Below are 22,562 nucleotides of genomic sequence, written 5' to 3'. Positions count from 1 at the left end.
AAGCAGAATTAAGTCTGTAACTTGCTAACGACCTGGTTATATACCTAAACCATCAGCGGTAAATTTAAGAAACTAAATAAACACGTGTTTTTTGATCGGCAGGCGAAGCTTGAACAGCATCCCACCCTCGGGATGGACTTCGGCTACCAGGCTCCCACCGTGTAGCTCACAGATGGCGCGGGCGATAGAAAGCCCTAACCCACTGCCGCCGGAGTGCCTGGCCCTGGAGTTATCCGCTCTGGCGAAACGTTCAAACATTTGCGGTATAAACTCACTGCTGACGCCCGGGCCATAATCGCGAAAGCGTATCACCCAGTGGTCCGGTTCTTCATTCAGGCGGATAGCCAGATACCGCCCCTCTCTGGCATAGCGCAAGGCATTGTCCATAATAATGATGAATGCTTGTCCTATGCGGTAAGGATCAACCTGCAGGATCACCGGGGCGTGTGGCAATAGCGTAAAAATAAACCCTGCCTGCTCAGCCTGCGGTTTAAACCAGAGGATGCGTTCTCTTAGCAGTTCCACGATATCGACCGGTGATTTATCCAATGACAACTGTCCGGCCTGTGCCATAGACAACAGGTAGAGATCGTCAATCAGTCGGTTGAGATGATGAAGTTGATTCATGACCATACCGAGCTGTTGCGTTTCCTGCGGGAAAACACCGTCCATCATCCCCTGCAGCCGACCGATGGCGGCGGTTAAGGGAGAACGCAGCTCGTGAGCCATCGCCACGTGAGAGGCTTTCAGCTCACGCTCGTATAGTGAAAGACGTTCCGTCATTGTATTAAAGTCATTAGTGAGTTTGATAAGTTCTGCCGGTGCTTTTTTTTCCAACCCGACGCGTTGGGTAAACACCCCTTCAGACACTGCCCTTGCCGTCACCGCAAGACGCATAAATTGACGGGACAAGGGTCGGGCTGCGTACAACCCAAGAACCACAATCGCCGGGATCGCTACCAAAAGCAGGGAACAGAGCAGCATCCAGTCAATCGTGACGATGCCCGGATTCGTGTAATTTACGCCATACCAGGTATCCACCAACTGATGATAACGTGAAATATTGACGTACGGATCCGCAAACAGTTTCTGTGCCTCTTGTCGGATAGATTCAGGCATAGACTGCATTACCCAAAAATTAATCAGGCGATATGCAAGCCACATGCAACCGGCAATAATGAACACACAGCCGACGGCCAGTGACAGGACACGTAGTAAGATCCAACGCCATAACGACGGCGGCTTGACCGGTTTATCCATGATTATCTAAACCTGTAGCCGATGGCCCGAACGGTGAGCAGCACTCCGGTAATGCCGACATTTTCCAGTTTTTTACGCAGATTATAAATATGGGTATCCACCACGCGCTCCATCGCGTCACTGTCGGGCAAACACTTTTCCAACAAATCCTGTCGTGAAAATGCTTTGGTTGGCGCCCGCAGCAAGGTTGACAACAGATTAAACTCCGTGCGAGTCAGCTCGAGAAACTGTGTTCCACCGTTGGCGCTTTCGACAGAGGCCGTCATGGCTTCGGTATCGACTTGCAAGGGGCCAAAAGTAAGGCTCCCTGTCGTACTGGTTTGTCCTAAATAACGTCGCATTACCGCATGCACCCGCGCCATCACCTCACCGGGGTGGTAGGGCTTAACGATATAGTCATCGGCGCCATAGCGAAGTGCGCCGATTTTATCCGCTGCGTCGCCCATAGCGGTGATCATGATGACCGGCGTGTCGCTTTTTTTCCGCAGTCTGCTCAAAATTTCAGTTCCGCTGATACCGGGCAGCATCACGTCCAGCAAGATCAGATCCGGCTTCCAGCGCAGCGCCATCTCCATCCCCTGTAAGCCATCCCCAGCGATTAAGACGTTAAAGTGTTCCCTTTGCAGGTAGGCTTCCAGCACCAGAGCCGCATCTCGGTCATCTTCAATAATTAAAACCCGTTTGTCGCCCATGACGTTTCCCAACCTGACTAATAATGACGAGCAATGTTCTCTTTGCCATTTACTATGGTTGCTGACGTCTATTGTCGCCAGCAGCCGGTTAAATCAGCGTTATGGTTTATCGAGCTGGTTAATAATGGCGTCGAACCCGGCACGGGTATAAGCATCGACCTCATCGTTATCTGCTTGCGGCAAGCTGGATTGCTTAACAATGACGACCTTCGATGTTGGGTCGATGTAGAGCCATTGGCCGTAAATCCCAATCGCGGTATAGGCATGATGTGCATTGTTGCGGATCCAGAACAGATCCTTGTAACTCCAGCCGGGCAGTCCCTGCACGTCGTCACTTTTCGCAAAGGTGGCGGTATCGCCACCGGCTGTGATGTCCTCTATCGCTTTGACCGGCAGGATCTGTTTGCCGTTGAATTTCCCCTGGTTTAATAACATCTCACCGATCTTCGCCATGTCAATCGCTGTGACGTTCATTCCGCCGCCACAGGACGCTGTCCCAGCCTGATCGACCAACACATAGGCATCCCGACTCATGCCGATTTTAGACCACACCCGGTCTGACAATAATTTTTCGAACGGCTCGCCTGATGCGCGTTCAGAGAGCCAGCAGACCACGTCGGCGTTCGGGGTGACGTAGTGGAACTTGTCGCCGTGCGCGCCCTGCTTCTTCAGGGTCGTCAAGAACTGGCGGATGGTTATCGGCCCGCCGGTATTTTCAACGTCAGGCACCAGGCCCAGGATGCGGATATAAGTGGAAACTTCAGCATTGGGGTCCGTATAGTCCTCCGAATACTTTACCCCGACGGTCATATCCAGCACCTGACCCACCGTAGCATCGCCGTAAGCGGAGTCTTTCAACTCAGGGATATACTCCGTGACCTTGGCGTCGCGGTTTAGCTTGCCTTCGGCAACCAGCGTGGCGGCCAGCATACCGGTTATAGACTTGGTCACAGACATCATCAAATGGCGGGTGCGACTATTTTGCCCATCGAAGTAGTTTTCGTAACGTATTTCGCCATTTTTGATGACAATAAACGCATCCGTGCGGGTTTGATACAACATGTCTGCGACCGTTTTCTTTGACACCTTTTCGGTGACCGGGTCTTTAAAATCGAAATGCACTTCGTTGATGTTTAACTTTGGTTGGCCTTGTTTAAATAAATAAACAGGCGTACCCAATGTGTCTATGGTTTTGTTGGGAATAAATTGACCAACATGCTTGAAGCCATAGCGGTTATTTTCCGGACTTAGCATGTTACTTTTATCAATGCCCAGTTCAGCACGAGTTTTCCCCGCCGTTGAAACCTTGTCACCCAGCCCGATAACGGAGACTGACGGTTGTGCATTGACGGATGAGGCAACCAGCAATGAAACGACTAAGGATAGTGTGCATTTTTTCATTTTTGATGTTCCCCGATCAGAAATAAGTCAGGATTAAACATCGCCAATATCCAGAAGCCGTGTGCGAATTTTCAAGACTTCGTCAACAGACCCCATTTTCCTGCTGCCAGCTCCCCCGCTGCATTTGTTGCAATTCGGGCTAATATTTACCGCAACAAGCAACATATCCTTAACCTCATAACGAATCAAATGGTACAATAGCGAAATCCCATCGTTTGATTTACGCTCTGCACCTTTATCCTGCCAGGGAACAGCAAGACCGCGATCACTCGAGGTAAACATGAAGAAAAACATTATCTTGGAGTCTGTCAGCCATGCCTGAATCAAATACCCGTCCGGGTATAAAACTTAAACTATGGTGTTGTTTATTGGGGATAATCCTGACCCTGGTCGGCTTATTCTTTGCCATTGCCGGCGGTAAATTAGTCTCGCTGGGGGGCAGCAGCTACTTCCTGGTTGCCGGTATCGTCACCCTGCTTGCCGCAGTGCAATTCTTCCGCCGTAAGTCCTCCGCGGTAGTGCTGTTCCTGCTGGTGTTTATCGGTACGCTGATTTGGTCGGTGTACGATGCCGGTTTCGATTTCTGGCCACTGGTTTCGCGCTTAATGGTTCCTACCGGTTTGATGCTACTGGCCTTGCTTGGCTGGCCAACGCTGCGTAAATCGGAAGGCAAGGCACCGCTGGCGAAGCTGTCCTACCTGCTCAGCGCGGTACTGGCGGTTGGCATGGTTGGCACCTTTGTGCAGATGTTCCAGCCGCACCCTACCGTTGCTTTCAGCGGAAAACCCTTGCCGTTGATCCCGGTGGATAAAGCCAAACAGCAGAAAGACTGGGACAACTACGGCAACACCCCAGGCGGCAGCCGCTTCGTGGCGTTGGATCAAATCACCCGCGACAATGTAAAAGAGCTGAAAGTCGCCTGGACCTTCCACACTGGCGATACGCCACTAAGCCCGGACGGCAACGGTGCGGAAGATCAGCAAACGCCGCTGCAAATCGGCAACCGCGTCTTCCTGTGTACGCCGCATAACAATGTCATCGCCGTCGATGCCGACAGTGGTAAAGAAATTTGGCAGCGTGAAATCAACGCAAAATCTCAGGTCTGGAACCGTTGTCGCGGCCTGGCCTACTTTGATGTCACCAAGCCACTACCGGCTCCGACGGTGCCGGGTTCAACGCCGGCCATACCTGCTACTTTGGCGGCCGGTGACAGTTGCCAGCGCCGTATTCTGATGAACACCATCGACGCGCGCCTGGTGGCGATCAACGCCGATAACGGCGAGTTCTGTCAGAACTTTGGCAACCAGGGTGTGGTCGATCTTAAGGCCGGTCTGGGTGATGCTGCAGATCCCAAATACCAACTGACCTCGGCCCCTACACTGGCCGGCACCACCATCGTGGTCGGCGGCCGCGTGGCCGATAACGTGCAAACCGATATGCCTGGCGGCGTACTGCGTGGTTTCGACGTGATCACCGGTGAAATGCGCTGGGCGTTCGACCCGGGTAATCAAGAGCCGAACTCGGCATTGAAACCGGGGCAGACCTTCGTGCGCAGTACGCCGAACTCCTGGGCGCCAATGTCCTATGACCCGGCAATGAACACCGTGTTCCTGCCCATGGGCAGCTCTTCGGTTGACCTGTGGGGCGCTAACCGCAACGCACTGGATCACAAATACGGCGCCTCTATCCTGGCGCTGGATGCCACCACCGGTAAAGAAAAATGGGTTTATCAAACCGTTCATAACGACCTGTGGGACTTCGATCTGCCCATGCAGCCGAGTCTGATCGATTTCCCAATGAAGGATGGCACCAGCAAGCCGGCGCTGGTGATTGGTGCCAAAACCGGGCAGCTCTTCGTGCTGGATCGCCATACCGGTAAACCTTTGACCGAAGTTAAAGAGCTGCCGGTGAAAACCCGCACCATCCCAGGCGAGCAATATTCGGCCACTCAACCCTTCTCTGTCGGCATGCCGCAGATCGGCAATCAAAAACTCACCGAATCCGACATGTGGGGGGCTACGCCGTTCGATCAACTGATGTGCCGCATCAGCTTTAAATCGATGCGTTATGACGGGCTGTTCACCGCTCCAGACACGGATATTTCGCTTAGCTTCCCCGGCTCGCTGGGTGGCATGAACTGGGGTGGACTGTCGACCGATCCAAACAACCACTATATCTTTGCCAATGATATGCGTCTGGGCCTATGGGTACAGATGATCCCGCAGAAAACCGATGCCAATGCACCGGCCAGCAACGGCGGTGAGTCGGTCAACGCCGGGATGGGTGCCGTGCCGCTGAAAGGTACCCCTTACGGCGTGAACAAGAACCGCTTTATGTCACCGCTGGGCATTCCATGCCAGAAACCGCCTTTCGGCACCCTGTCCGCTATCGATCTGAAAACGCAGAAAGTGGTGTGGCAAGTTCCGGCCGGTACGGTGCAGGATACCGGGCCATTCGGCATCAAAATGCGCGCACCTATGCCGGTGGGCATGCCAACGCTGGGCGGCACGCTGGCGACTCAGGGCGGCCTGGTGTTCATTGCCGGCACTCAGGATTACTACCTGCGAGCATTTGACTCTTCCACCGGTGAAGAAGTCTGGAAAGCACGCTTGCCTGTCGGCAGCGGCGGCACACCAATGAGCTATATTTCACCGGTCACCGGCAAACAGTACGTAGTGATCTCCGCCGGTGGCGCGCGCCAGTCGCCAGACCGTGGCGACTACGTTATTGCCTATGCGCTTGATAGATAAATCTTCCCATAAGCTATAATTAACCAGCCCCCGCTTAATCACGGGGGCTTTTTTATATCTGTCGGCATAACGGTTTAATGATATTTAACAGTGAGAACCGCCGGAGAAAACCGGAAGAGTTAAAAAACATCAATACAAGAGTATTCTTAATGTGTTACCCGGGATTATATCTCATTCTCTCTGGTGTTTTTTATTGCGCAGGCCAGGTTATATAATGATTGCCGCTGGCAAAATATTTTTTGGCATGAATGTCCGGCGGTTTTCAGAGGAAATGACAAATGAGTGTTTTACCCGAGTGCAATGATGGCAACCATCCTTTTGATATAGCTCATGAAATATTTGACGGTTTGCCGAATATCATTGGCGTAGGTAATAGCCTCGGGGGACATTTCAATAAATTGTGGTGTGAGTATTCCGGCCTGTCTTCATATGATAACCGGAACACCGGCTGGTTGAAGGCCTTGCACCCGGATGACTATGCCCTGGTTGATTCGTTGTGTCAGCAAGCGATGACCACCGCAACTTCTTTCGTTAAACAAGCCCGTCTGCGCCATTGCAGCGGTGAGTATCATTGGTTTCTGCTGTCGTTCGGTGTAAAAAAAGCCCCGAATTCCGCGCATAGCCATTGGTTTCTCAGCTGTACCGATATCCATCATCAAATGCTGGAAAAACAAATCATTGCCGAAAAACTGGCGGCGCAGAAAAATATGCTTGATGCCAGTGTCGACTGTATCAAAGTGATTAATAATGATGGTTCATTGCTGCATATGAACAAAGCGGGCAGCATCGCTTTGGGTGTAGATGAGAACCAGCAACAGTTTGGCATGCCCTGGTTGGGTCTGCTGCAGCCAGAAGTTCGCCAGCGTGGCCAAAAAGCGCTCCGCAAGGTGCTGAGCGGGAAAAATGCCAGATTCGCCGGCCTTAGCGCCACCCCGGATGGCAGACTGCAGCATTGGGATAATATCCTTAGCCCGGTGTTCGACAAGGACGCCCGGATACAAAATATATTGTGCGTTTCGCGCGATGTCAGCTCTCAACGGATAGCGGAAAAACGCTTACTGATCGCCAGTGAATATGACGAACTGACCGGTTTGCCCAACCGGCGATTATTCAAGAAAAGATTAAAACAGGAAATGAAACGCTCGCGGGCCAATAATAAATCGCTTGGGCTGATTTTGCTGGATCTCGATCACTTTAAGTTGGTCAACGACACCCTGGGGCACGATGCCGGCGATCATCTGTTGCGTGTATTGGCCCGGCGGCTCAAGGCCGATTTGAACGCTAACTCATTTGTTTCCCGATTGGGCGGCGATGAGTTTGCGGTAGTGATCAGCGACGTCGAAAACGAACAGGATATCTTCAAAATCGCCAATAACTTTCTGCTGCAGCTTGAAACGCCGATTACCCATGGCGGTAAAGCACTTCATTGCGGCATGAGCATTGGTGGAGCCCTCTACCCGCAGGATGCCCGTGATGCGTCAGAATTGATGAAATGCGCCGATACCGCCCTGTACGAGCTTAAGGACGGCGGCCGTGGCGGCGTTTATATGTTTAATCCGCAGATGATGGATAAGGCCAGGGAACGTGCGACACAGCTTAATCACGCACGTCAGATTGTGCGTAACAACCAGATCCGCCCCAGCTATCAGCCCAAGGTCAATCTGGCAACCGGCGCCATTGTCGGCTTTGAGGCCCTGCTGCGCTGGTATTGCCCGCAAAATGGCATCCAGACGCCGGATAGCGTGTGCGAAGCGTTTAACGATTACGAACTGGCAACCAAAATCGGCGAAACCATGCAGTTGAAAGTGTTTGCCGATATCTCGGCCTGGCTTGCTTCTGGTGCCGAAGTTTTGCCAGTGTCGCTGAACGCTTCCCCTATCGAATTTTTACGTGATAGCTACGCCGAAACATTCCTTCAGCGCTTGCAGATGTTTAATATCCCTCACCATCTGATTGAGCTGGAAGTGACCGAACATGCCTTTAATAAGCATGGCTCGAAGTATGTGCTGCGGGCTTTGCAAATGCTCAAGGAAATGGGGATACGAATTGCGCTTGATGATTTTGGCACCGGGCACTCTTCCTTTACCCACCTGATGAACTACCCACTGGACTGCATAAAACTGGATCGCGACTTTATCCGCCGTATGAATAACGAGACGGCTATTCTAGGCATTGTGGAAAGCATGGGCATTTTGGGACAAAAATTATCCATCGATATCATTGCCGAAGGGATTGAAACCGAGCAGCAGCGGCAAACGCTGTGCAACTCCGGCTATCATTTGGGCCAGGGTTTTCTGTTTAGCCAGGCCGTTGAGGCGCCCCGTGCGCTCAGTATGTTGTTAAAGAGACCCGCCCCCAAAATAACCGCTTGACCTTCCCGTGGTGGGAAGCTTTAAGCTCTCCACCAACAGACACTATAAGGGACAGTTCAATGACTTCCGTTTCTCTCAAACCCGACTCCACCCCGGCGATGGCCCCGGTCACCCGACTGAGCCTGCCGGTCGAAGGCATGACCTGCGCCTCTTGTGTAGGCCGTGTCGAACGTGCGCTGAAGGCGGTACCCGGCGTGGATAGCGCTTCGGTCAATCTGGCCACCGAACGCGCCGATCTCACCTTCAGCGGCACGGCTGACCCGCAGGCAGCGGTTCACGCCATTGAGAACGCCGGATATAGCGTGCGTGAGGAAACTACCGAGCTGGCGATAGAGGAAATGACCTGCGCGTCCTGCGTCGGCCGGGTAGAAAAGGCGCTGAACCAAATACCTGGCGTGCTTGAGGCCAATGTCAATCTGGCGACCGAGCGTGCGCGGGTGCGTCATCTTGCCGGTGTCGTCTCTATAACAGACCTTGAGGCCGCGGTTGAAAAAGCAGGCTACCGACCACGACGCCTGTCCACCGCCACCGTCAGCACAGAGGATCAGGATACCGAGCGACGTGAGCATGAGGCCCGGGGATTACGGCGCTCGTTGCTGATTGCCGCCATCCTCACCCTGCCGGTGTTTATTCTCGAAATGGGGTCGCACCTGATCCCCGCCGTGCATCACTGGGTGCTGGGCGTGCTGGGTGAACAAACCAGCTGGTATCTGCAATTTGTTCTCACCACCCTGGTGCTGTTTGGGCCGGGGCTGCGTTTCTTCCGCAAAGGGATCCCGGCGCTATTGCGCGGCGCTCCCGACATGAACTCGCTGGTGTCGGTCGGCACGGTGGCGGCGTATGGCTATTCGGTGGTGACGACTTTCATTCCCGAGGTGCTGCCGCAGGGTACCGCCAACGTCTATTACGAAGCCGCTGCGGTCATCGTCACCCTGATCCTGCTTGGCCGGACTTTAGAGGCTCGCGCCAAGGGGCGTACCTCACAGGCCATCAAGCGGCTGGTCGGCCTGCAGGCCAAGACTGCACGCGTCGAGCGCAATGGCGAAACCGTCGAAATCCCGCTCGATCAGGTGGCCCCCGGTGACATCGTGCTGGTTCGTCCAGGCGAAAAAGTGCCGGTTGACGGCGAAGTCGTCGAAGGAACCTCTTACGTAGACGAAAGCATGATCACCGGCGAGCCGGTGCCGGTACAAAAAGGCGTGGGTGCCGCTGTTGTCGGTGGCACCATCAACAAAACCGGGGCTTTCAGTTTCCGCGTCACCAAAATCGGTGCCAATACGGTGCTTGCGCAGATCATTCGTCTGGTCGAGGAAGCTCAGGGCTCCAAACTGCCGATCCAGGCGCTGGTCGACAAAGTCACCATGTGGTTTGTGCCGGCAGTGATGGCCGCCGCCGCGCTGACGTTCCTGGTTTGGCTGGTGTTCGGCCCGTCCCCGGCACTGACTTTTGCGCTGATTAATGCGGTGGCGGTGCTGATTATCGCCTGCCCTTGTGCCATGGGGCTGGCTACGCCAACCTCCATTATGGTCGGAACCGGCCGCGCCGCCGAGCTTGGCGTGTTGTTCCGCAAGGGCGAGGCCTTACAGGCGCTGCGCGATGTCAGCGTGATTGCGCTCGACAAAACGGGCACCCTGACCAAAGGTCGCCCTGAACTGACTGACCTGGTGCCCGCCGAAGGCTTTGAATACGATGAGGTTCTGGCTCTGGTGGCAGCAGTGGAAACTCGCTCCGAACACCCGATCGCCGAAGCAATTGTGGCGGCGGCCAGGCAGCGGAACATGACGCTCGCCGCGATAGAAAGCTTTGATGCCACACCGGGCTTCGGCGTCTCTGCCGGCGTCGCCGGGCGCACCGTCGCCGTGGGTGCGGACCGCTTTATGACCCAGCTCGGCCTCGATGTGAGTCAATTCCAGCAGGCTGCCCAGCGCCTCGGTGAACAGGGTAAAAGCCCACTTTATGCAGCCATAGATGGCCGTCTGGCGGCGGTGATCGCGGTCGCTGACCCGATCAAGGAAAGCACCCCGGAGGCAATCAAGGCGCTGCATGCGCTTGGCCTTAAGGTGGCGATGATCACCGGTGACAACGCGGCCACCGCTGCGGCGATCGCCAAACAGCTTGGTATTGATGAAGTCGCCGCCGAGGTTCTGCCCGACGGTAAGGTTGCGGCGCTGAAAAAATTCCGCAGCGGCGGTGCCCGGGTGGCCTTTGTGGGGGATGGCATCAACGACGCACCGGCACTTGCCGAAGCCGACGTTGGTCTGGCCATCGGCACCGGAACCGATGTGGCCATTGAGGCGGCCGACGTGGTGTTGATGTCGGGCGACCTGCGTGGCGTCCCCAATGCCATTGCCCTCAGCCAGGCGACGATCCGCAACATCAAGCAGAACCTGTTCTGGGCCTTCGCTTACAACGCGGTGCTGATCCCGGTCGCGGCCGGCGCGCTCTACCCGCTGAACGGCACATTGCTTTCACCGATCTTCGCCGCGGCGGCGATGGCGCTCTCCAGCGTCTTTGTGCTCGGCAACGCGCTGCGGCTCAAAGGCTTTCAGGCACCCATGAAGGTCGAAGCCAAACAGCGCTGATTATCCGCGGTCGGCGGGTTCCGTTCCCGCCTGCCGCGCAACCACCCCATTTTTAAAATTAGTTAGCCAATTTTGTTCGTTCACAGATTTAGCGGCATAAAGGATAGTGAGTTGACCGCCTCAACCACATAATAATGCAGGTAATAATAATGATGTATAGCGCAAAACTCACCGCAGCGGCGGCACTCCTGAGCCTTTCCGCCCTGGCCCATGCCGCACCGGGCATTGACCTGGTTGCCAATGAAACACCGATCAATACGCAAAAAAATCCTGAAGCGGCCGCCAAAATCCCGGCCGGATTCAAATTCGTCGAACCGGGCACATTGACCGTAGCCGTGTCGATACTGGGCAGCGGCCCGCCGTTTGGGCTGTACGCCCGTGATAATAAAACGGTGATTGGCAGTGAGTCAGATATTGCCCGCTTGGTGGCCGATGGCCTGGGGCTCAAACTCAAGCTGGTACCCACCTCGTGGGAAGACTGGCCGCTGGGCGTCACTTCCGGCAAATACGACGCGGCGATTTATAACATTACCGTGACCCGAGAGCGTAAGACCAAGTTCGACTTCGCCACTTATCGCCAGGATACGCTGGGGTTCTACGTTAAGACCGGCAGTAAAATCACCTCGATAAAATCGGCGCCGGATATTGCCGGCAAGAAGATTATCGTCGATTCCGGCACCAATCAGGAGGCGGTGTTGCTGGCCTGGGATAAAGAGAATCAGGCCAAGGGGCTACCCGCCCTACAGCCGATCTACGTGACCGACAAGGCGGCCGCCACGCTGGCGATTCAGTCCGGCCGGGCTGACGCAACCTTTGGGCCAAACGTCGCCGGTGCATACCAGGCAAAATTGAACGGTAAAACCACGTTGGTCGGTATCGTGCCGGGCGGCTGGCCACGCAGCGCCAACATTGCCGTCACGGTGAAAAAAGGCAATGGCCTGGTGGATGCGGTGCAGGCTTCGCTTAATAGCGCTATCGCCAATGGCAGCTACCTGAAAGTGTTGGATCGTTGGGCGGAAAGCGACGAGAAAATCGAACATTCTGAAATTAATCCACAGGGGCTGGGCGACAACTAACCCTCCGGCCTTGGCCCTGAAAGGGGCCTTGGCGATTGGGCGGTCATTCTACTGCCCGCCCTCGGCGTTTCTCCATCTTGCGATAAAGCGTGCTGCGTGAAACACCCAGCCGTTTCGCCGCCAGGCTGATATTGCCATTAGCGCTTCGGATAGCGTCCAGCATCTCCTGCGGTGCGGCATGGGGATCAGCGGGCAGCGGTAAGACGCAAAATTGTTCGGGGAGTGCGTCAGGCGTAATCAGCTCGCCATCATCTGCCAGGGCCAACAGCACTTTCAGCGTACTCAACAACTGTCGAACGTTACCGGGCCACGGATAGCGAGCCAGCACCGCGACGGTCTCCGGCGCCAGCCGGATACTCCGAGACTCGGCACCCAATTCACGCCACAAATTAAGGATAAAACGATCGACGTGCGCCCGTTGGCGCAGCGGTAAAATACGCAGGTTGAATTCCTGAATCCGGTACATCAAATCTTCACGGAACGCCCCCGTCGCCACCTGCTGCGCCAAATCCTGATGGGTCGCGCAAATAAGCGAAAAGTCGACGGCATAGCTGAGTCGGCTGCCGAGCGGCGTGACCGTTTTTTCCTGCAGCACCCGCAGCAGTCGGGTCTGTAAACTCAATGGCATATCGCCGATTTCATCCAGGAACAATACGCCACCGTCGGCCTCTCTGATCTTGCCGAGGTAGCCTTTCGGGTTAGCGCCGGTAAAGGCACCGGGCGCATAGCCAAAAAGCTCTGATTCGATCAGGTTTTCCGGCAGCGCAGCACAGTTGATCGCCACAAAATTGCCCTGCCGCCGATGACTTTCCTCGAACAGCCGTTGGGTGAAATACTCTTTGCCACAGCCGGTTTCCCCACTGATGCACAGCGCCAGCCCGGCATTCAAAATACGTAATGCTTTTTGTCTGTCGGCACCGTCCCGATCAAAGGGCAGTTCCCGAGGCCGGACGACCTGCGAATGCCGTTCCGGCATCTGCAACAGCGAATAATAGTGGCGATTATTGACCGCCAGCGTTTGGCGTGGCGCGTTCAGCGTCTGACGCTGCATTTCCGGGAACAGCGTGGCGAAGTCAAGGGTGCCAAAAGAAGCGGCGGTGAGATTAAATTCCTGCATTGCCAGCCGGTTGGCGGCGGTGAGAATCTCGTCGCGAAACACCAGTATCAGCTCATGGGCGCTACCAAGCACCCGCGCATCGCTGTGCAGGCGTAACGTCCAGTGCTGAGACGTCACGCAGCCCATCACCCACTGGTGTTCTATGTGCCTGACAGCCTGCAGGATCAATGAACGCGCGTCATCAAAAGGCCGCTGCGCGGGCGTCGAGATGTCCAGTACCCCGGCAATCAGGCCGTCTGGCCGGTAAATCGGCGCGGCTGAGCAGTAAAGCCCGGCATTTTGATTGAGAAAGTGCTCATCGCCATTAACTTCACACAAACCGCCTAATGCCAGCGCAGTGCCGATGGCATTAGTCCCACGCGCCTGTTCACCCCATAAATTGCCCGGGGCCAGCGAGATACGCGACGCCTTACGCAAAAAATGGCTATTGCCACAGGTTTCCAGCACCAGTCCCTTGGCATCAGAGACCACCACTATTGAGGGTTGTCGGTTAATTTCGCCGCCCAGGCGTTCGATCAACGGCCGCGCCAGTTGCGCCACCCAGCCGTTTTGCCCACGGACTTCATTGAGCAACGCAGGCCGAACAAAAGGGACAAGATCGTCGGTCCGATCAAGGCCGTAATGCCGACTGCGTAACCAAGATTCCGACAAGGGGCCAGGGAGAGACAGGTTATCGCTATCAGAGACAAACCCGGTCTGGTCTTTCTGCAACATGCCCGACTCCCGTCAATAAAGTGTTGCATTTTTGTATCACGAATGTGTCGCATGCGTTGCGACGTGGGACACAAAAAATAATAGAAATGAATAATAAGCCAGGGGTTTTATTGCCATCGACAGGTATTTTTATTCTTTAATAACTTGATATTAAACATTTTGTATTTTTATAAGCCTGGCGCTGACGCAATGTGGCACAGGCAATGCTTAGGGTTACTGTGATGGTGCCACGCAGTCGGGCACAACCCTACACAGTCTGTTCCCCTGAGAGGTGTTTACATGAAATACGTTCATCCCGGTTTACCTGGTTCGCTGGTTTCTTTCAAACAACGTTATGGCAACTACATTGGCGGCAAATTTGTCGAACCCGTTTCAGGCAACTACTTCACCGATACCTCCCCAATGACCGGTCAGACTGTCGCCGAGTTTCCGCGCTCCGACGCGAAAGATATCGAACTGGCGCTGGATGCCGCCCATGCCGCGGCCGAAACCTGGGGAAAGGCCAGCGTACAGGAGCGTTCCAACGTATTGCTGGCGATCGCCGATCGTATGGAGTCAAAACTGGAGCTGCTGGCGCTGACCGAAAGCTGGGACAACGGCAAGCCGATCCGCGAAACGCTGAACGCGGATATCCCGCTGGCGATTGACCATTTCCGCTATTTCGCCGGTTGCCTGCGCGCACAGGAAGGCACCGCCGCAGAGATCGACCAAAATACCGTCGCCTACCATATTTACGAGCCGTTGGGCGTGGTTGGGCAGATTATCCCCTGGAACTTCCCGCTGCTAATGGCAGCCTGGAAACTGGCTCCGGCGCTGGCTGCTGGCAACTGCGTGGTGCTCAAACCGGCCGAGCAAACGCCGCTCAGCATCTGCGTGTTGCTGGAAATGATTGGCGACCTGCTGCCACCCGGAGTTCTCAATGTGGTTCAGGGCTTTGGTAAAGAAGCCGGAGAGGCACTGGCGACCAGCAAGCGCATCGATAAAATCGCCTTCACCGGCTCCACCCCGGTCGGCCGACATATCCTGGCCTGCGCGGCGGAGAATATCATCCCGAGCACTGTGGAGCTGGGCGGCAAATCACCGAATATTTTCTTTGAAGACATCATGCAGGCCGAACCGGAGTTTATCGACAAGGCGGTTGAAGGGCTGATCCTCGGCTTCTTCAACCAGGGTGAAGTCTGTACCTGCCCTTCACGCGCCCTGATCCAGGAGTCTATCTACCCGCAATTTATGGAAAAAGTGCTGGCGCGTATCACCACCATTCGCCAGGGCGACCCCTTTGATACCGACACCATGATCGGTGCGCAGGCGTCCCAGCAGCAGTTCGACAAGATCCTGTCTTATATCGAGATAGCCAAGAACGAAGGCGGGAAAATCATTGCCGGCGGCGAGCGCGCCAGCCATCAGCAGCAGTTGCAAAGCGGTTTTTATCTGCAGCCGACGCTGATCACCGGTAACAACAGCATGCGTTTCTTCCGCGAAGAGATCTTCGGGCCGGTGATTGGCGTCACCACCTTCAAAGATGAAGCGGAAGCGCTGGCATTGGCCAACGACAGCGAGTTCGGGCTGGGTGCCGGCCTGTGGACCCGCGACGTCAACCGCGCTTATCGCATGGGGCGCGCCATCAAGGCCGGGCGCGTGTGGACCAACTGTTATCACCTCTACCCGGCGCATGCCGCCTTCGGTGGCTACAAAAATTCCGGCGTCGGCCGCGAAACCCACAAAGTGGCGTTGTCACATTACCAGCAGGTGAAAAACCTGTTGGTCAGTTACGATGCCAAACCGCTTGGGCTGTTTTAAGCGCTTGCCGTGAACGCTAATACCCCGTTACCGGGGTAAAGCACGCCAAGGTTAGGCTATACTCCTCCCGCTCTGTCTGTGACAGACAACGGTCGGCACCCGCCGGCCGTTTCTTTTTGAGGAGAATACCGTGATCAAATCACCACAGCACCGCAAGCACCTCACCCGGGGTGAAGTCGGGCGTCTGCTGCTGGAAGCCGCCGCCGGCCGGGCGCCCGAGCGTGATACCTGCCTGATCTGGATGGGCTTTATTCATGGCTGTCGCGTCAGCGAACTCACCGGGCTACGCCTCGCCGACCTCGATATGGACGACGGCTGCCTTTACATCAGCCGCCTCAAAAACGGCCTGTCCACCACCCACCCGCTGGAAACTACCGAGAAACGCCTGTTGCAGCGCTGGCTGGAAAAACGCCAATCCTGCCGTAACCTGGACGACCAGGACTGGCTGTTTCTGTCACAAAAGGGCTATCGCCTGTCGCGTCAGCGTATCTTTCGTATGTTGCGTGAGTATGGCCGTCGGGCCGGGCTGGACGTCGAGGCGCACCCGCACATGTTGCGTCATGCCTGTGGCTATGCGCTGGCGGATAACGGTGCCGATACGCGGGTAATTCAGGATTATCTGGGGCATCGCAACATTCAACACACGGTGTTGTACACCGCCGCCAATGCCGGACGATTCAGGGACTTATGGGAGGAAAAACGCCAAAAAAATGTAACACTTTGAGCCAAACTGACACATAAACTAAGAATTACCCGAAAAGAAGTCAATACCGCCGTCGTATTTTTTTCATCCCCCGATTAAACATCACATTATCAGTAAGATATATCCCACTCCGTTTACCCGTTCCTTTCCTGATAAAAACCCGGTTTCGCTCACTGCCCTGTTTGATTTTTACCCACCCCGCGCAATGATTACTATTCACCCAGATATAGGCTCGTTAAAAACACCGTCCATGGTGTTATCTCCTGACAATGCCTCTGTTTAGCCTGTCTTTCAGAACAATATGTAAAAGGTAACACTTTGGCTCAAAGTGTTACCTTTTTTCCAGTAAACCAATGCAACCCAAAAAAAGATAAAAATCAATATTATCAGTCGGTTATTACATGATTTTGTATGGAGCACATGTTGAAAGGAATTTATCAATGAAAAAAACACGACTCGCCACCATTTTGGCCGCTAGCGCCGTTTTCTCGGCCTCATCTTCCTTCGCTGCCGACAGCGTAGACCTCAAGGTTATCGGGACTATTACGCCGGTGGCCTGTACCCCAACCCTGAGCGGCGGCGGCACCGTGGACTACGGCACCATCAAGGCCGATACGCTGAAGGCAGACGATTACACCCTGCTGCCGATGAGAACGCTGGATTTCTCCATTACCTGTGACGGCAATGCCAAGGTGTCCGTCAGTGCGTCCAGTGGCCGTCTGGGCACTACGCTGGGCGCTGACGAAGCCAGCAACGGAGCCGCCACCGTTCCGGCCGGAGTCACGCTCTTCGGCCTGGACTCAGCCACCCAGGGCGTTCAGGCGTTTGGGTTGGGGCTGGACGGTACAAACAAAATCGGCGGCTATGGCGTAAAAATGGCGCTGTCGAACGCGAAGGCTGACTCCGTGGTTGTGGATACTTTATACCGCAAATACAACCCCAGCAGTGCCTGGACCAAAGCAGCAAGTGGCTTGATTTCGGTACAACCCTATCAGCATATCAGTTGGGCAACCACCGGCACCCTGACGCCACTGGCATTCAAAACGCTGGCCACCACGCTGGACGTGCAGGCCTACCTCAACAAAACCTCGGAGCTGGATATCACCAAACCGATCCAGCTGGACGGTCTGGCCACTATTGAGCTGACCCGGCGTGAATGGCCGCCGCAACCGTGTTGGAAAAAGATTTTGCCTGTTAGCAGGCAAATACCAAGGAACCCCCTCCCAAGGGGGAAATGGATATTTATGTGTGGAACACATGATGAAAGGAATATATCAATGAAAAAAACTCTACTCGCAACCCTTTTGGCCGCTGGTGCCGTTGTTTGCGCCTCATCCGCCTTCGCTGCCGACAGCGTAGACCTCAAGGTTATCGGGACTATTACGCCGGTGGCCTGCACCCCAACTCTGAGCGGCGGCGGCACCGTTGACTACGGCACCATCAAGGCCGATACCCTGAAGGCGGACGATTACACCGTGCTGCCGGTAAAATCGCTGGATTTCTCCATTACCTGTGACGGCAATGCCAAGGTGGCCGTCAATGCGTTCAGTGGGCGCATGGGCACTACGGTAGGTGATGCCGAAGCCACCAACGGAGCATCCACTATTCCGGCCGGGATCTCGCTTTTAGGCGTAGCCGGGATCAATCAGGCCTTTGGGTTAGGGCTGGATGGCACAAAAAAAATCGGTGGGTATGGCGTGAGACTCGCATTGACGGGTGCTAAAGCTGACGGTGTAGAAGTAGATTCTATAAATCGTTTAAGTCCAGGTGGCGTGTGGACCAAGCCAACGCATAACTTCCTTTCGACTAAAAGTTTCCGACATATTACCTGGGCCACCACCGGCGCCCTGACCCCAGTTGCGTTCAAAACCCTGGCCACCACTCTGGACGTTCAGGCCTTTATCAACAAGGCCTCAGAGCTGGATATCACCAAGCCGATCCAACTGGACGGTCTGGCTACCCTTGAACTTGTCTATCTGTAACCCGGCCTGAATAAAGGCTACGGCAACATTGCACAAAGATTTTGCCTTTTTCCAGGCAAATACCAAGGAACCCTCTCTCAAGGGGGGAATGGATATTTATGTGTGGAACACATGATGAAAGGAATAAATCAATGAAAAAAACTCTACTCGCCACCCTTTTGGCCGCCGGTGCCGTTGTTTGCGCCTCATCCGTCTTCGCCGCCGACAGCGTGGACCTTAAGGTTATCGGAACAATCGAGCCGGTGGCCTGTACCCCAACCCTGAGCGGCGGCGGCACCGTGGACTACGGCACCATCAAGGCCGATACCCTGAAGGCGGACGATTACACCGTGCTGCCGATAAAATCGCTGGATTTTTCCATTACCTGTGATGGCAATGCCAAGGTGGCTGTCAATGCGTTCAGTGGGCGCATGGGCACTACGGTAGGTGATGCCGAAGCCACCAACGGAGCATCCACTATTCCGGCCGGGATCACGCTTTTCGGCAAGGACTCAGCCACCGAAACTGTGGCTGCCTTTGGGCTGGGGTTGGACGGCACAAAAAAAATCGGTGGGTATAAACTCAGGCTCAATATTACAAGCGCAAAGGCTGACGGTGTGGCCGTAGACCCCATTACCCGAGCTGGTCTAACAGGTACATGGTCAAAGACAGTAACTGGCAATCTTGTATCTAAATCCTTCCCCCAACCCTCTTGGGCTACCACCGGCACTTTGACCCCGGTAGCGTTCAAAACTCTGGCCACCACGCTAGATGTCCAGGCCTTTATCAACAAGGCCTCAGAACTGGATATCACCAAGCCGATCCAGCTGGACGGTCTGGCTACCCTTGAACTGATTTATCTGTAAACCGGCCTGAAGCCCCGTCATTGACGGGGCCTACCCAACCACAATCCTCTACCGGGCAGGTTACAAGGGTTACCTGCCCGGTCCAAGAAAGAGTCCATTTATGCCACACATTCCTTTTGTTCGTTATGGGGCGCTGGCCCTGTGCCTGTTTTCTGCCCTGGCTCAGGCCAGCGGCGTGGTGCCGGACAGCTCGGTGGTGATTGTAGAAGCCGCCGACGGCGAAGGCACCATCAATGTCCAAAACACCGATCCCTACCCGGTGCTGCTGCTGACCACCCTGGTGCCCCTGCCTCAGGACAAGGCGCCGTTACTGACCGTCACCCCACCGGCCGCCCGGGTTGAACCCGGCAAGAGCCAGAGCGTGCGCTTCTTGCTGACCGACAAAACGCCGCTAAGCACCGAACGCCTGATGCGGGTGATCTTCGAAGGGGTGCCGCCCCAGCAAAAAGATAAAAGTGAAGTCCGCATGACGGTGCGCCAGAACCTGCCGCTGATTATTCGCCCGGCCGGTCTGGCGCGCGATCTCGCCCCCTGGAAACGGCTGGTCTGGCAGCGCACCGGCAACACTCTGAAAGTGAGTAACCCCTCGCCCTATGTGGTGCGCCTGGGTGAAGGGGTTCAGACCCTGCCGGGCAACGGCGTCTGGACACTGCCGCACAGCTATGTCCTGCCGGGGCAAATACTCACCCTGACCCAGAACGGGACTAAACCGCTGGGTACGGAAACACAGGTGCGCATTGCCCCGGCCACCACCTGGGGGTTCAGCGTCGCCCATTATGATGCGCCCCTGACGCCGTTGCCGTGAGGGGGATACCGTGAGGAGTCTGTTATGCTTTCCCCCCGCTCGCCCGTTGCGCTGGCAGGCACTGGCGATAAGAGTGGCCCTGGCACCGCTGTTCCTGGTGTCACCGGCCAACGCCGAGGGTTCCCTCTCTCGCCCGGAAGAAACCCTGTTTGACCCGGCCATGCTGCAGTCCCGGGGTATCGACCGCACCGTGGCGGACAGTTTCCGCCACGGCCCGCGCTTTTTACCCGGCGAAAATCCGCTGATGCTGAACGTTAACGGGCGTGGCCGGGGGCGCATCACCGCGCGCTTTAACGAACAGGGGCAACTTTGTGCCGACGCCGCCTTCCAAAAACAGGCCGGTCTGCAAACGCCACCGGGTTTTACCGGCCGGGAACCCTGTTTTGACCTGCGCAGCGCCTGGCCACAAACCGAACTGCATCTGGACCCCGCTGAACGTCGGGCAGATCTGGTGGTGCCCGCGCAGGCGGTTTCCGCCCCCGGCTCGGCCGAGGGCAATTGGCAGCACGGTGGCATCGCGGGCCTGTTCAACTACGATGCGCAATACATGGACAGCGCCGGGAATAGCGGTGGGGTCAGTTTTGTCCAACTGGACAGTGAGGCCGGTTTCAACGCCGGGGACTGGATCGTGCGTAGCCGCCAGACCCTCTCGCGCTTTGATGGCGAAGACAGCCTGCAACATCAGGCGGCCTATGCCCAGCGCAGCTTTGCCGGCATTAAGAAGGTGTTTCAGACCGGGCAAATTAGCCTGGGCAACTCGCTGTTCGGTACCGGGCAGGTGATCGGCGCCCAGCTGTTTCCGGAGAGCGCCCTGACCGGCAATTCGGGCGGAGCCGGTCTGGTGGAAGGGATTGCCGACACTCAGTCGGTGGTGGAAGTCCGCCAGTCCGGCGTGCTGCTTTACAGCACCACCGTCCCTGCCGGGCCATTCCGCCTGCAAGGGTTCTCGCTGCTCAATACCCGTAGCGATCTGGCGGTCAGCCTGAGCGGCAGCAACGGCGAAAAACGTCAGTTTACCGTCCCGGCCAGCGCACTGCTGCTCAATGGCAACAGCGTCGCACCCGGTCTGTCCGTCGGCGTGGGCAAGCTGGATCAACAAGGCAGCAGCGAAGCGCCCTGGCTGGGCACCCTCGCCAGCGGTTGGGTACTGACGCCGCGCACCACGCTTAACACCGGCCTGCTGGTTTCGGTGCCGTACCGGGCGGTGGCAGCAGCAGTGGACAACCAGCTTCCCGGCGCGGGGCAACTCTCATTGCAGAGCACCGTGGCGCAGGATGAACGCCATAACAACACCGGCACGCTGGTTTCGGTCTCGCTCGGCTACCCGCTGACGGAACGGCTGGGGGTCAGCCTCAACAGCCGTCAACAGACCCGTCAATACCGGGAATTGAGCGATGCCTTGCAGCGGGACACCCAAGATAGTCAGGGTCGCTCCCGCAGCCAGTACGGTGCGGGTATCAGTTGGGGAATGCCGTCAGTCGGTAATTTCGCCCTCTCATGGGCGCAGGGCACCACCTTTGGCGGCGATGACACCCGCTACTTGCGCGCTGGCTGGAGCGCTCAGATTGCTCAGGCCTATGTCGGACTGAGCCTGGAACGCAATACCGGTAGCGGCGACAACGGCAATGAGGATCGCGCCTACCTGACCGTCAGTATCCCGTTCGGCGCACGCAGCCTCAGCAGTTATATCAATACGGCCCGTCACAACAGCCGTGCCGGGGTGCGCTACAGCGACCGCAGCAGTCAGGACCGGGGCTGGAGCTTATCTACCGAGCATGATACCGGCAGCAGCCGAACCAGCGGTACCGGCACCCTGGACTGGGTCACGCCGGTCAGCCAGCTCAGCGGCAGCCTGACCCGTGACTCGAACGACTACACCAGTTGGAATATCCGGGCATCCGGCGGCGTGGTGGCGCACGGCGGCGGGGTCACGCTCACGCCGTACTCCGTCGGGGACACTTTCGCCATTGCCCGGGTCGGTCAGGAAGGCGGGATCCGGCTGGAAACACCGGCAGGCCCGACCTGGACCGATGCCCGGGGTTACGCGGTATTACCATCGCTGAGTGGCTATCACCGCTCGACCGTCCAGGTCGACACGCGCAGCCTGCCGAAAAATGTGGATATCAGCAACGCCTGGCTGGAGACGGAACTGGCGCGCGGCGCGGTGGGACGGATGGATTTTGACGTGGTGCGTACCCGCCGGGTCCTGGTCAACGTTCAGGATGCCCAGGGTGCGCCATTGCCCCACGGCGCGGCCGTTTTCAATACCGAGGGGCAATTTGTCACCGTGGTCGGTTCGGCCGGGGCGGTCTTCCTGCCGGACGCGGCACCGGGAATGCAACTGGAGGTGCAGAATGCCGGACGCCCACTGTGTTCGCTGACGCTCTCTCTGCCGGAACAGGCTGACAGCAGCGGTTTATATGAAACCAGCGCGGCAGTTTGCCGCTGAACAAGGAGTGTGAA

At 56.2% G+C, this 22,562-nt stretch carries 15 protein-coding genes; 10 read left to right on the top strand and 5 right to left on the bottom strand.

From position 1 onward, the window contains the following. Nucleotides 1-72: 72 nt before the first annotated feature. The 4 genes from ACSOSI_RS12970 to ACSOSI_RS12955 form a co-directional block, all read right to left on the bottom strand. Nucleotides 73-1,260, bottom strand: a complete 1,188-nt coding sequence (locus ACSOSI_RS12970; RefSeq protein ID WP_112349811.1) for a sensor histidine kinase — start codon at nt 1,258-1,260, stop codon at nt 73-75. A 2-nt stretch (nt 1,261-1,262) separates the two neighbouring features. Further along, entirely contained in the window at nt 1,263-1,952 is a 690-nt protein-coding gene (locus ACSOSI_RS12965; RefSeq protein WP_112349810.1) for a response regulator, read from the bottom strand. Between the two features lie 99 nt (nt 1,953-2,051). Further along, a complete protein-coding gene (locus ACSOSI_RS12960; RefSeq protein ID WP_476707229.1) occupies nt 2,052-3,353 on the bottom strand; it encodes a serine hydrolase domain-containing protein in 1,302 nt (433 codons plus the stop codon). Between the two features lie 33 nt (nt 3,354-3,386). Continuing rightward, nucleotides 3,387-3,680 (bottom strand): hypothetical protein, encoded by a 294-nt coding sequence (locus tag ACSOSI_RS12955; protein WP_261278453.1) that lies wholly within the window; start codon nt 3,678-3,680, stop codon nt 3,387-3,389. On the opposite strand from ACSOSI_RS12955, the gene ACSOSI_RS12950 reads away from it, so the two are divergent. The 4 genes from ACSOSI_RS12950 (at nt 3,668) to ACSOSI_RS12935 (ending at nt 12,133) form a co-directional block, all read left to right on the top strand. Continuing rightward, on the top strand, nt 3,668-6,103 hold the full coding sequence (locus ACSOSI_RS12950) for a glucose/quinate/shikimate family membrane-bound PQQ-dependent dehydrogenase (RefSeq protein WP_476707228.1): 2,436 nt from the start codon (nt 3,668-3,670) through the stop codon (nt 6,101-6,103). The genes ACSOSI_RS12955 and ACSOSI_RS12950 overlap by 13 nt on opposite strands. A gap of 278 nt (nt 6,104-6,381) precedes the next feature. After that, nucleotides 6,382-8,475, top strand: a complete 2,094-nt coding sequence (locus ACSOSI_RS12945) for a bifunctional diguanylate cyclase/phosphodiesterase (RefSeq protein ID WP_476707227.1) — start codon at nt 6,382-6,384, stop codon at nt 8,473-8,475. A gap of 59 nt (nt 8,476-8,534) precedes the next feature. After that, nucleotides 8,535-11,057 (top strand): copper-translocating P-type ATPase, encoded by a 2,523-nt coding sequence (locus tag ACSOSI_RS12940; protein WP_368453413.1) that lies wholly within the window; start codon nt 8,535-8,537, stop codon nt 11,055-11,057. Between the two features lie 149 nt (nt 11,058-11,206). Continuing rightward, a complete protein-coding gene (locus ACSOSI_RS12935) occupies nt 11,207-12,133 on the top strand; it encodes an ABC transporter substrate-binding protein (RefSeq protein ID WP_012145140.1) in 927 nt (308 codons plus the stop codon). A 43-nt stretch (nt 12,134-12,176) separates the two neighbouring features. Here ACSOSI_RS12935 and ACSOSI_RS12930 read toward each other — a convergent pair whose 3' ends face one another. Beyond that, the gene (locus tag ACSOSI_RS12930; RefSeq protein WP_476707226.1) at nt 12,177-13,964 is read right to left on the bottom strand and encodes a sigma-54-dependent Fis family transcriptional regulator; all 1,788 of its coding nucleotides are present in this window, start codon (nt 13,962-13,964) and stop codon (nt 12,177-12,179) included. Nucleotides 13,965-14,243: 279 nt separating this feature from the next. Here ACSOSI_RS12930 and exaC point away from each other — a divergent pair, with 279 nt between their 5' ends. The 6 genes from exaC to ACSOSI_RS12900 all read left to right on the top strand — a co-directional run bounded on the left by exaC (nt 14,244) and on the right by ACSOSI_RS12900 (nt 22,548). Continuing rightward, nucleotides 14,244-15,764 carry an acetaldehyde dehydrogenase ExaC gene (gene exaC / locus ACSOSI_RS12925; protein ID WP_126501676.1) on the top strand — a complete coding sequence of 507 codons (1,521 nt, stop codon included), beginning with the start codon at nt 14,244-14,246 and terminating at the stop codon, nt 15,762-15,764. 130 nt (nt 15,765-15,894) lie between these two features. Continuing rightward, the gene (locus tag ACSOSI_RS12920; RefSeq protein ID WP_476707225.1) at nt 15,895-16,488 is read left to right on the top strand and encodes a tyrosine-type DNA invertase; all 594 of its coding nucleotides are present in this window, start codon (nt 15,895-15,897) and stop codon (nt 16,486-16,488) included. Nucleotides 16,489-16,907: 419 nt separating this feature from the next. Further along, complete coding sequence (locus ACSOSI_RS12915; protein ID WP_476707224.1) at nt 16,908-18,449, top strand: DUF1120 domain-containing protein; 1,542 nt, start codon at nt 16,908-16,910, stop codon at nt 18,447-18,449. A gap of 131 nt (nt 18,450-18,580) precedes the next feature. Then, entirely contained in the window at nt 18,581-19,294 is a 714-nt protein-coding gene (locus ACSOSI_RS12910) for a DUF1120 domain-containing protein (protein ID WP_476707223.1), read from the top strand. A 100-nt stretch (nt 19,295-19,394) separates the two neighbouring features. Continuing rightward, nucleotides 19,395-20,099, top strand: a complete 705-nt coding sequence (locus tag ACSOSI_RS12905) for a fimbria/pilus chaperone family protein (RefSeq protein WP_419245742.1) — start codon at nt 19,395-19,397, stop codon at nt 20,097-20,099. Nucleotides 20,100-20,109: 10 nt separating this feature from the next. Beyond that, nucleotides 20,110-22,548, top strand: coding sequence for a fimbria/pilus outer membrane usher protein (locus ACSOSI_RS12900; RefSeq protein WP_476707222.1), 2,439 nt, complete (start codon nt 20,110-20,112; stop codon nt 22,546-22,548). The last annotated feature ends 14 nt before the right edge of the window (nt 22,549-22,562 follow it).

The organism is Serratia sp. AR11 (assembly GCF_056376275.1).
Note: the sequence above shows the minus strand (reverse complement) of the source record. Positions and strands in the feature narration are given on the sequence as shown.

Bases quoted from the DNA above. Each gene is read 5' to 3' on its own strand.
- ACSOSI_RS12970 (WP_112349811.1), bottom strand. From the start codon at position 1,260: ATGGATAAACCGGTCAAGCCGCCGTCGTTATGGCGTTGGATCTTACTA.
- ACSOSI_RS12965 (WP_112349810.1), bottom strand. From the start codon at position 1,952: ATGGGCGACAAACGGGTTTTAATTATTGAAGATGACCGAGATGCGGCT.
- ACSOSI_RS12960 (WP_476707229.1), bottom strand. From the start codon at position 3,353: ATGAAAAAATGCACACTATCCTTAGTCGTTTCATTGCTGGTTGCCTCA.
- ACSOSI_RS12950 (WP_476707228.1), top strand. From the start codon at position 3,668: ATGCCTGAATCAAATACCCGTCCGGGTATAAAACTTAAACTATGGTGT.
- ACSOSI_RS12945 (WP_476707227.1), top strand. From the start codon at position 6,382: ATGAGTGTTTTACCCGAGTGCAATGATGGCAACCATCCTTTTGATATA.
- ACSOSI_RS12940 (WP_368453413.1), top strand. From the start codon at position 8,535: ATGACTTCCGTTTCTCTCAAACCCGACTCCACCCCGGCGATGGCCCCG.
- ACSOSI_RS12935 (WP_012145140.1), top strand. From the start codon at position 11,207: ATGATGTATAGCGCAAAACTCACCGCAGCGGCGGCACTCCTGAGCCTT.
- ACSOSI_RS12930 (WP_476707226.1), bottom strand. From the start codon at position 13,964: ATGTTGCAGAAAGACCAGACCGGGTTTGTCTCTGATAGCGATAACCTG.
- exaC (WP_126501676.1), top strand. From the start codon at position 14,244: ATGAAATACGTTCATCCCGGTTTACCTGGTTCGCTGGTTTCTTTCAAA.
- ACSOSI_RS12915 (WP_476707224.1), top strand. From the start codon at position 16,908: ATGAAAAAAACACGACTCGCCACCATTTTGGCCGCTAGCGCCGTTTTC.
- ACSOSI_RS12910 (WP_476707223.1), top strand. From the start codon at position 18,581: ATGAAAAAAACTCTACTCGCCACCCTTTTGGCCGCCGGTGCCGTTGTT.
- ACSOSI_RS12905 (WP_419245742.1), top strand. From the start codon at position 19,395: ATGCCACACATTCCTTTTGTTCGTTATGGGGCGCTGGCCCTGTGCCTG.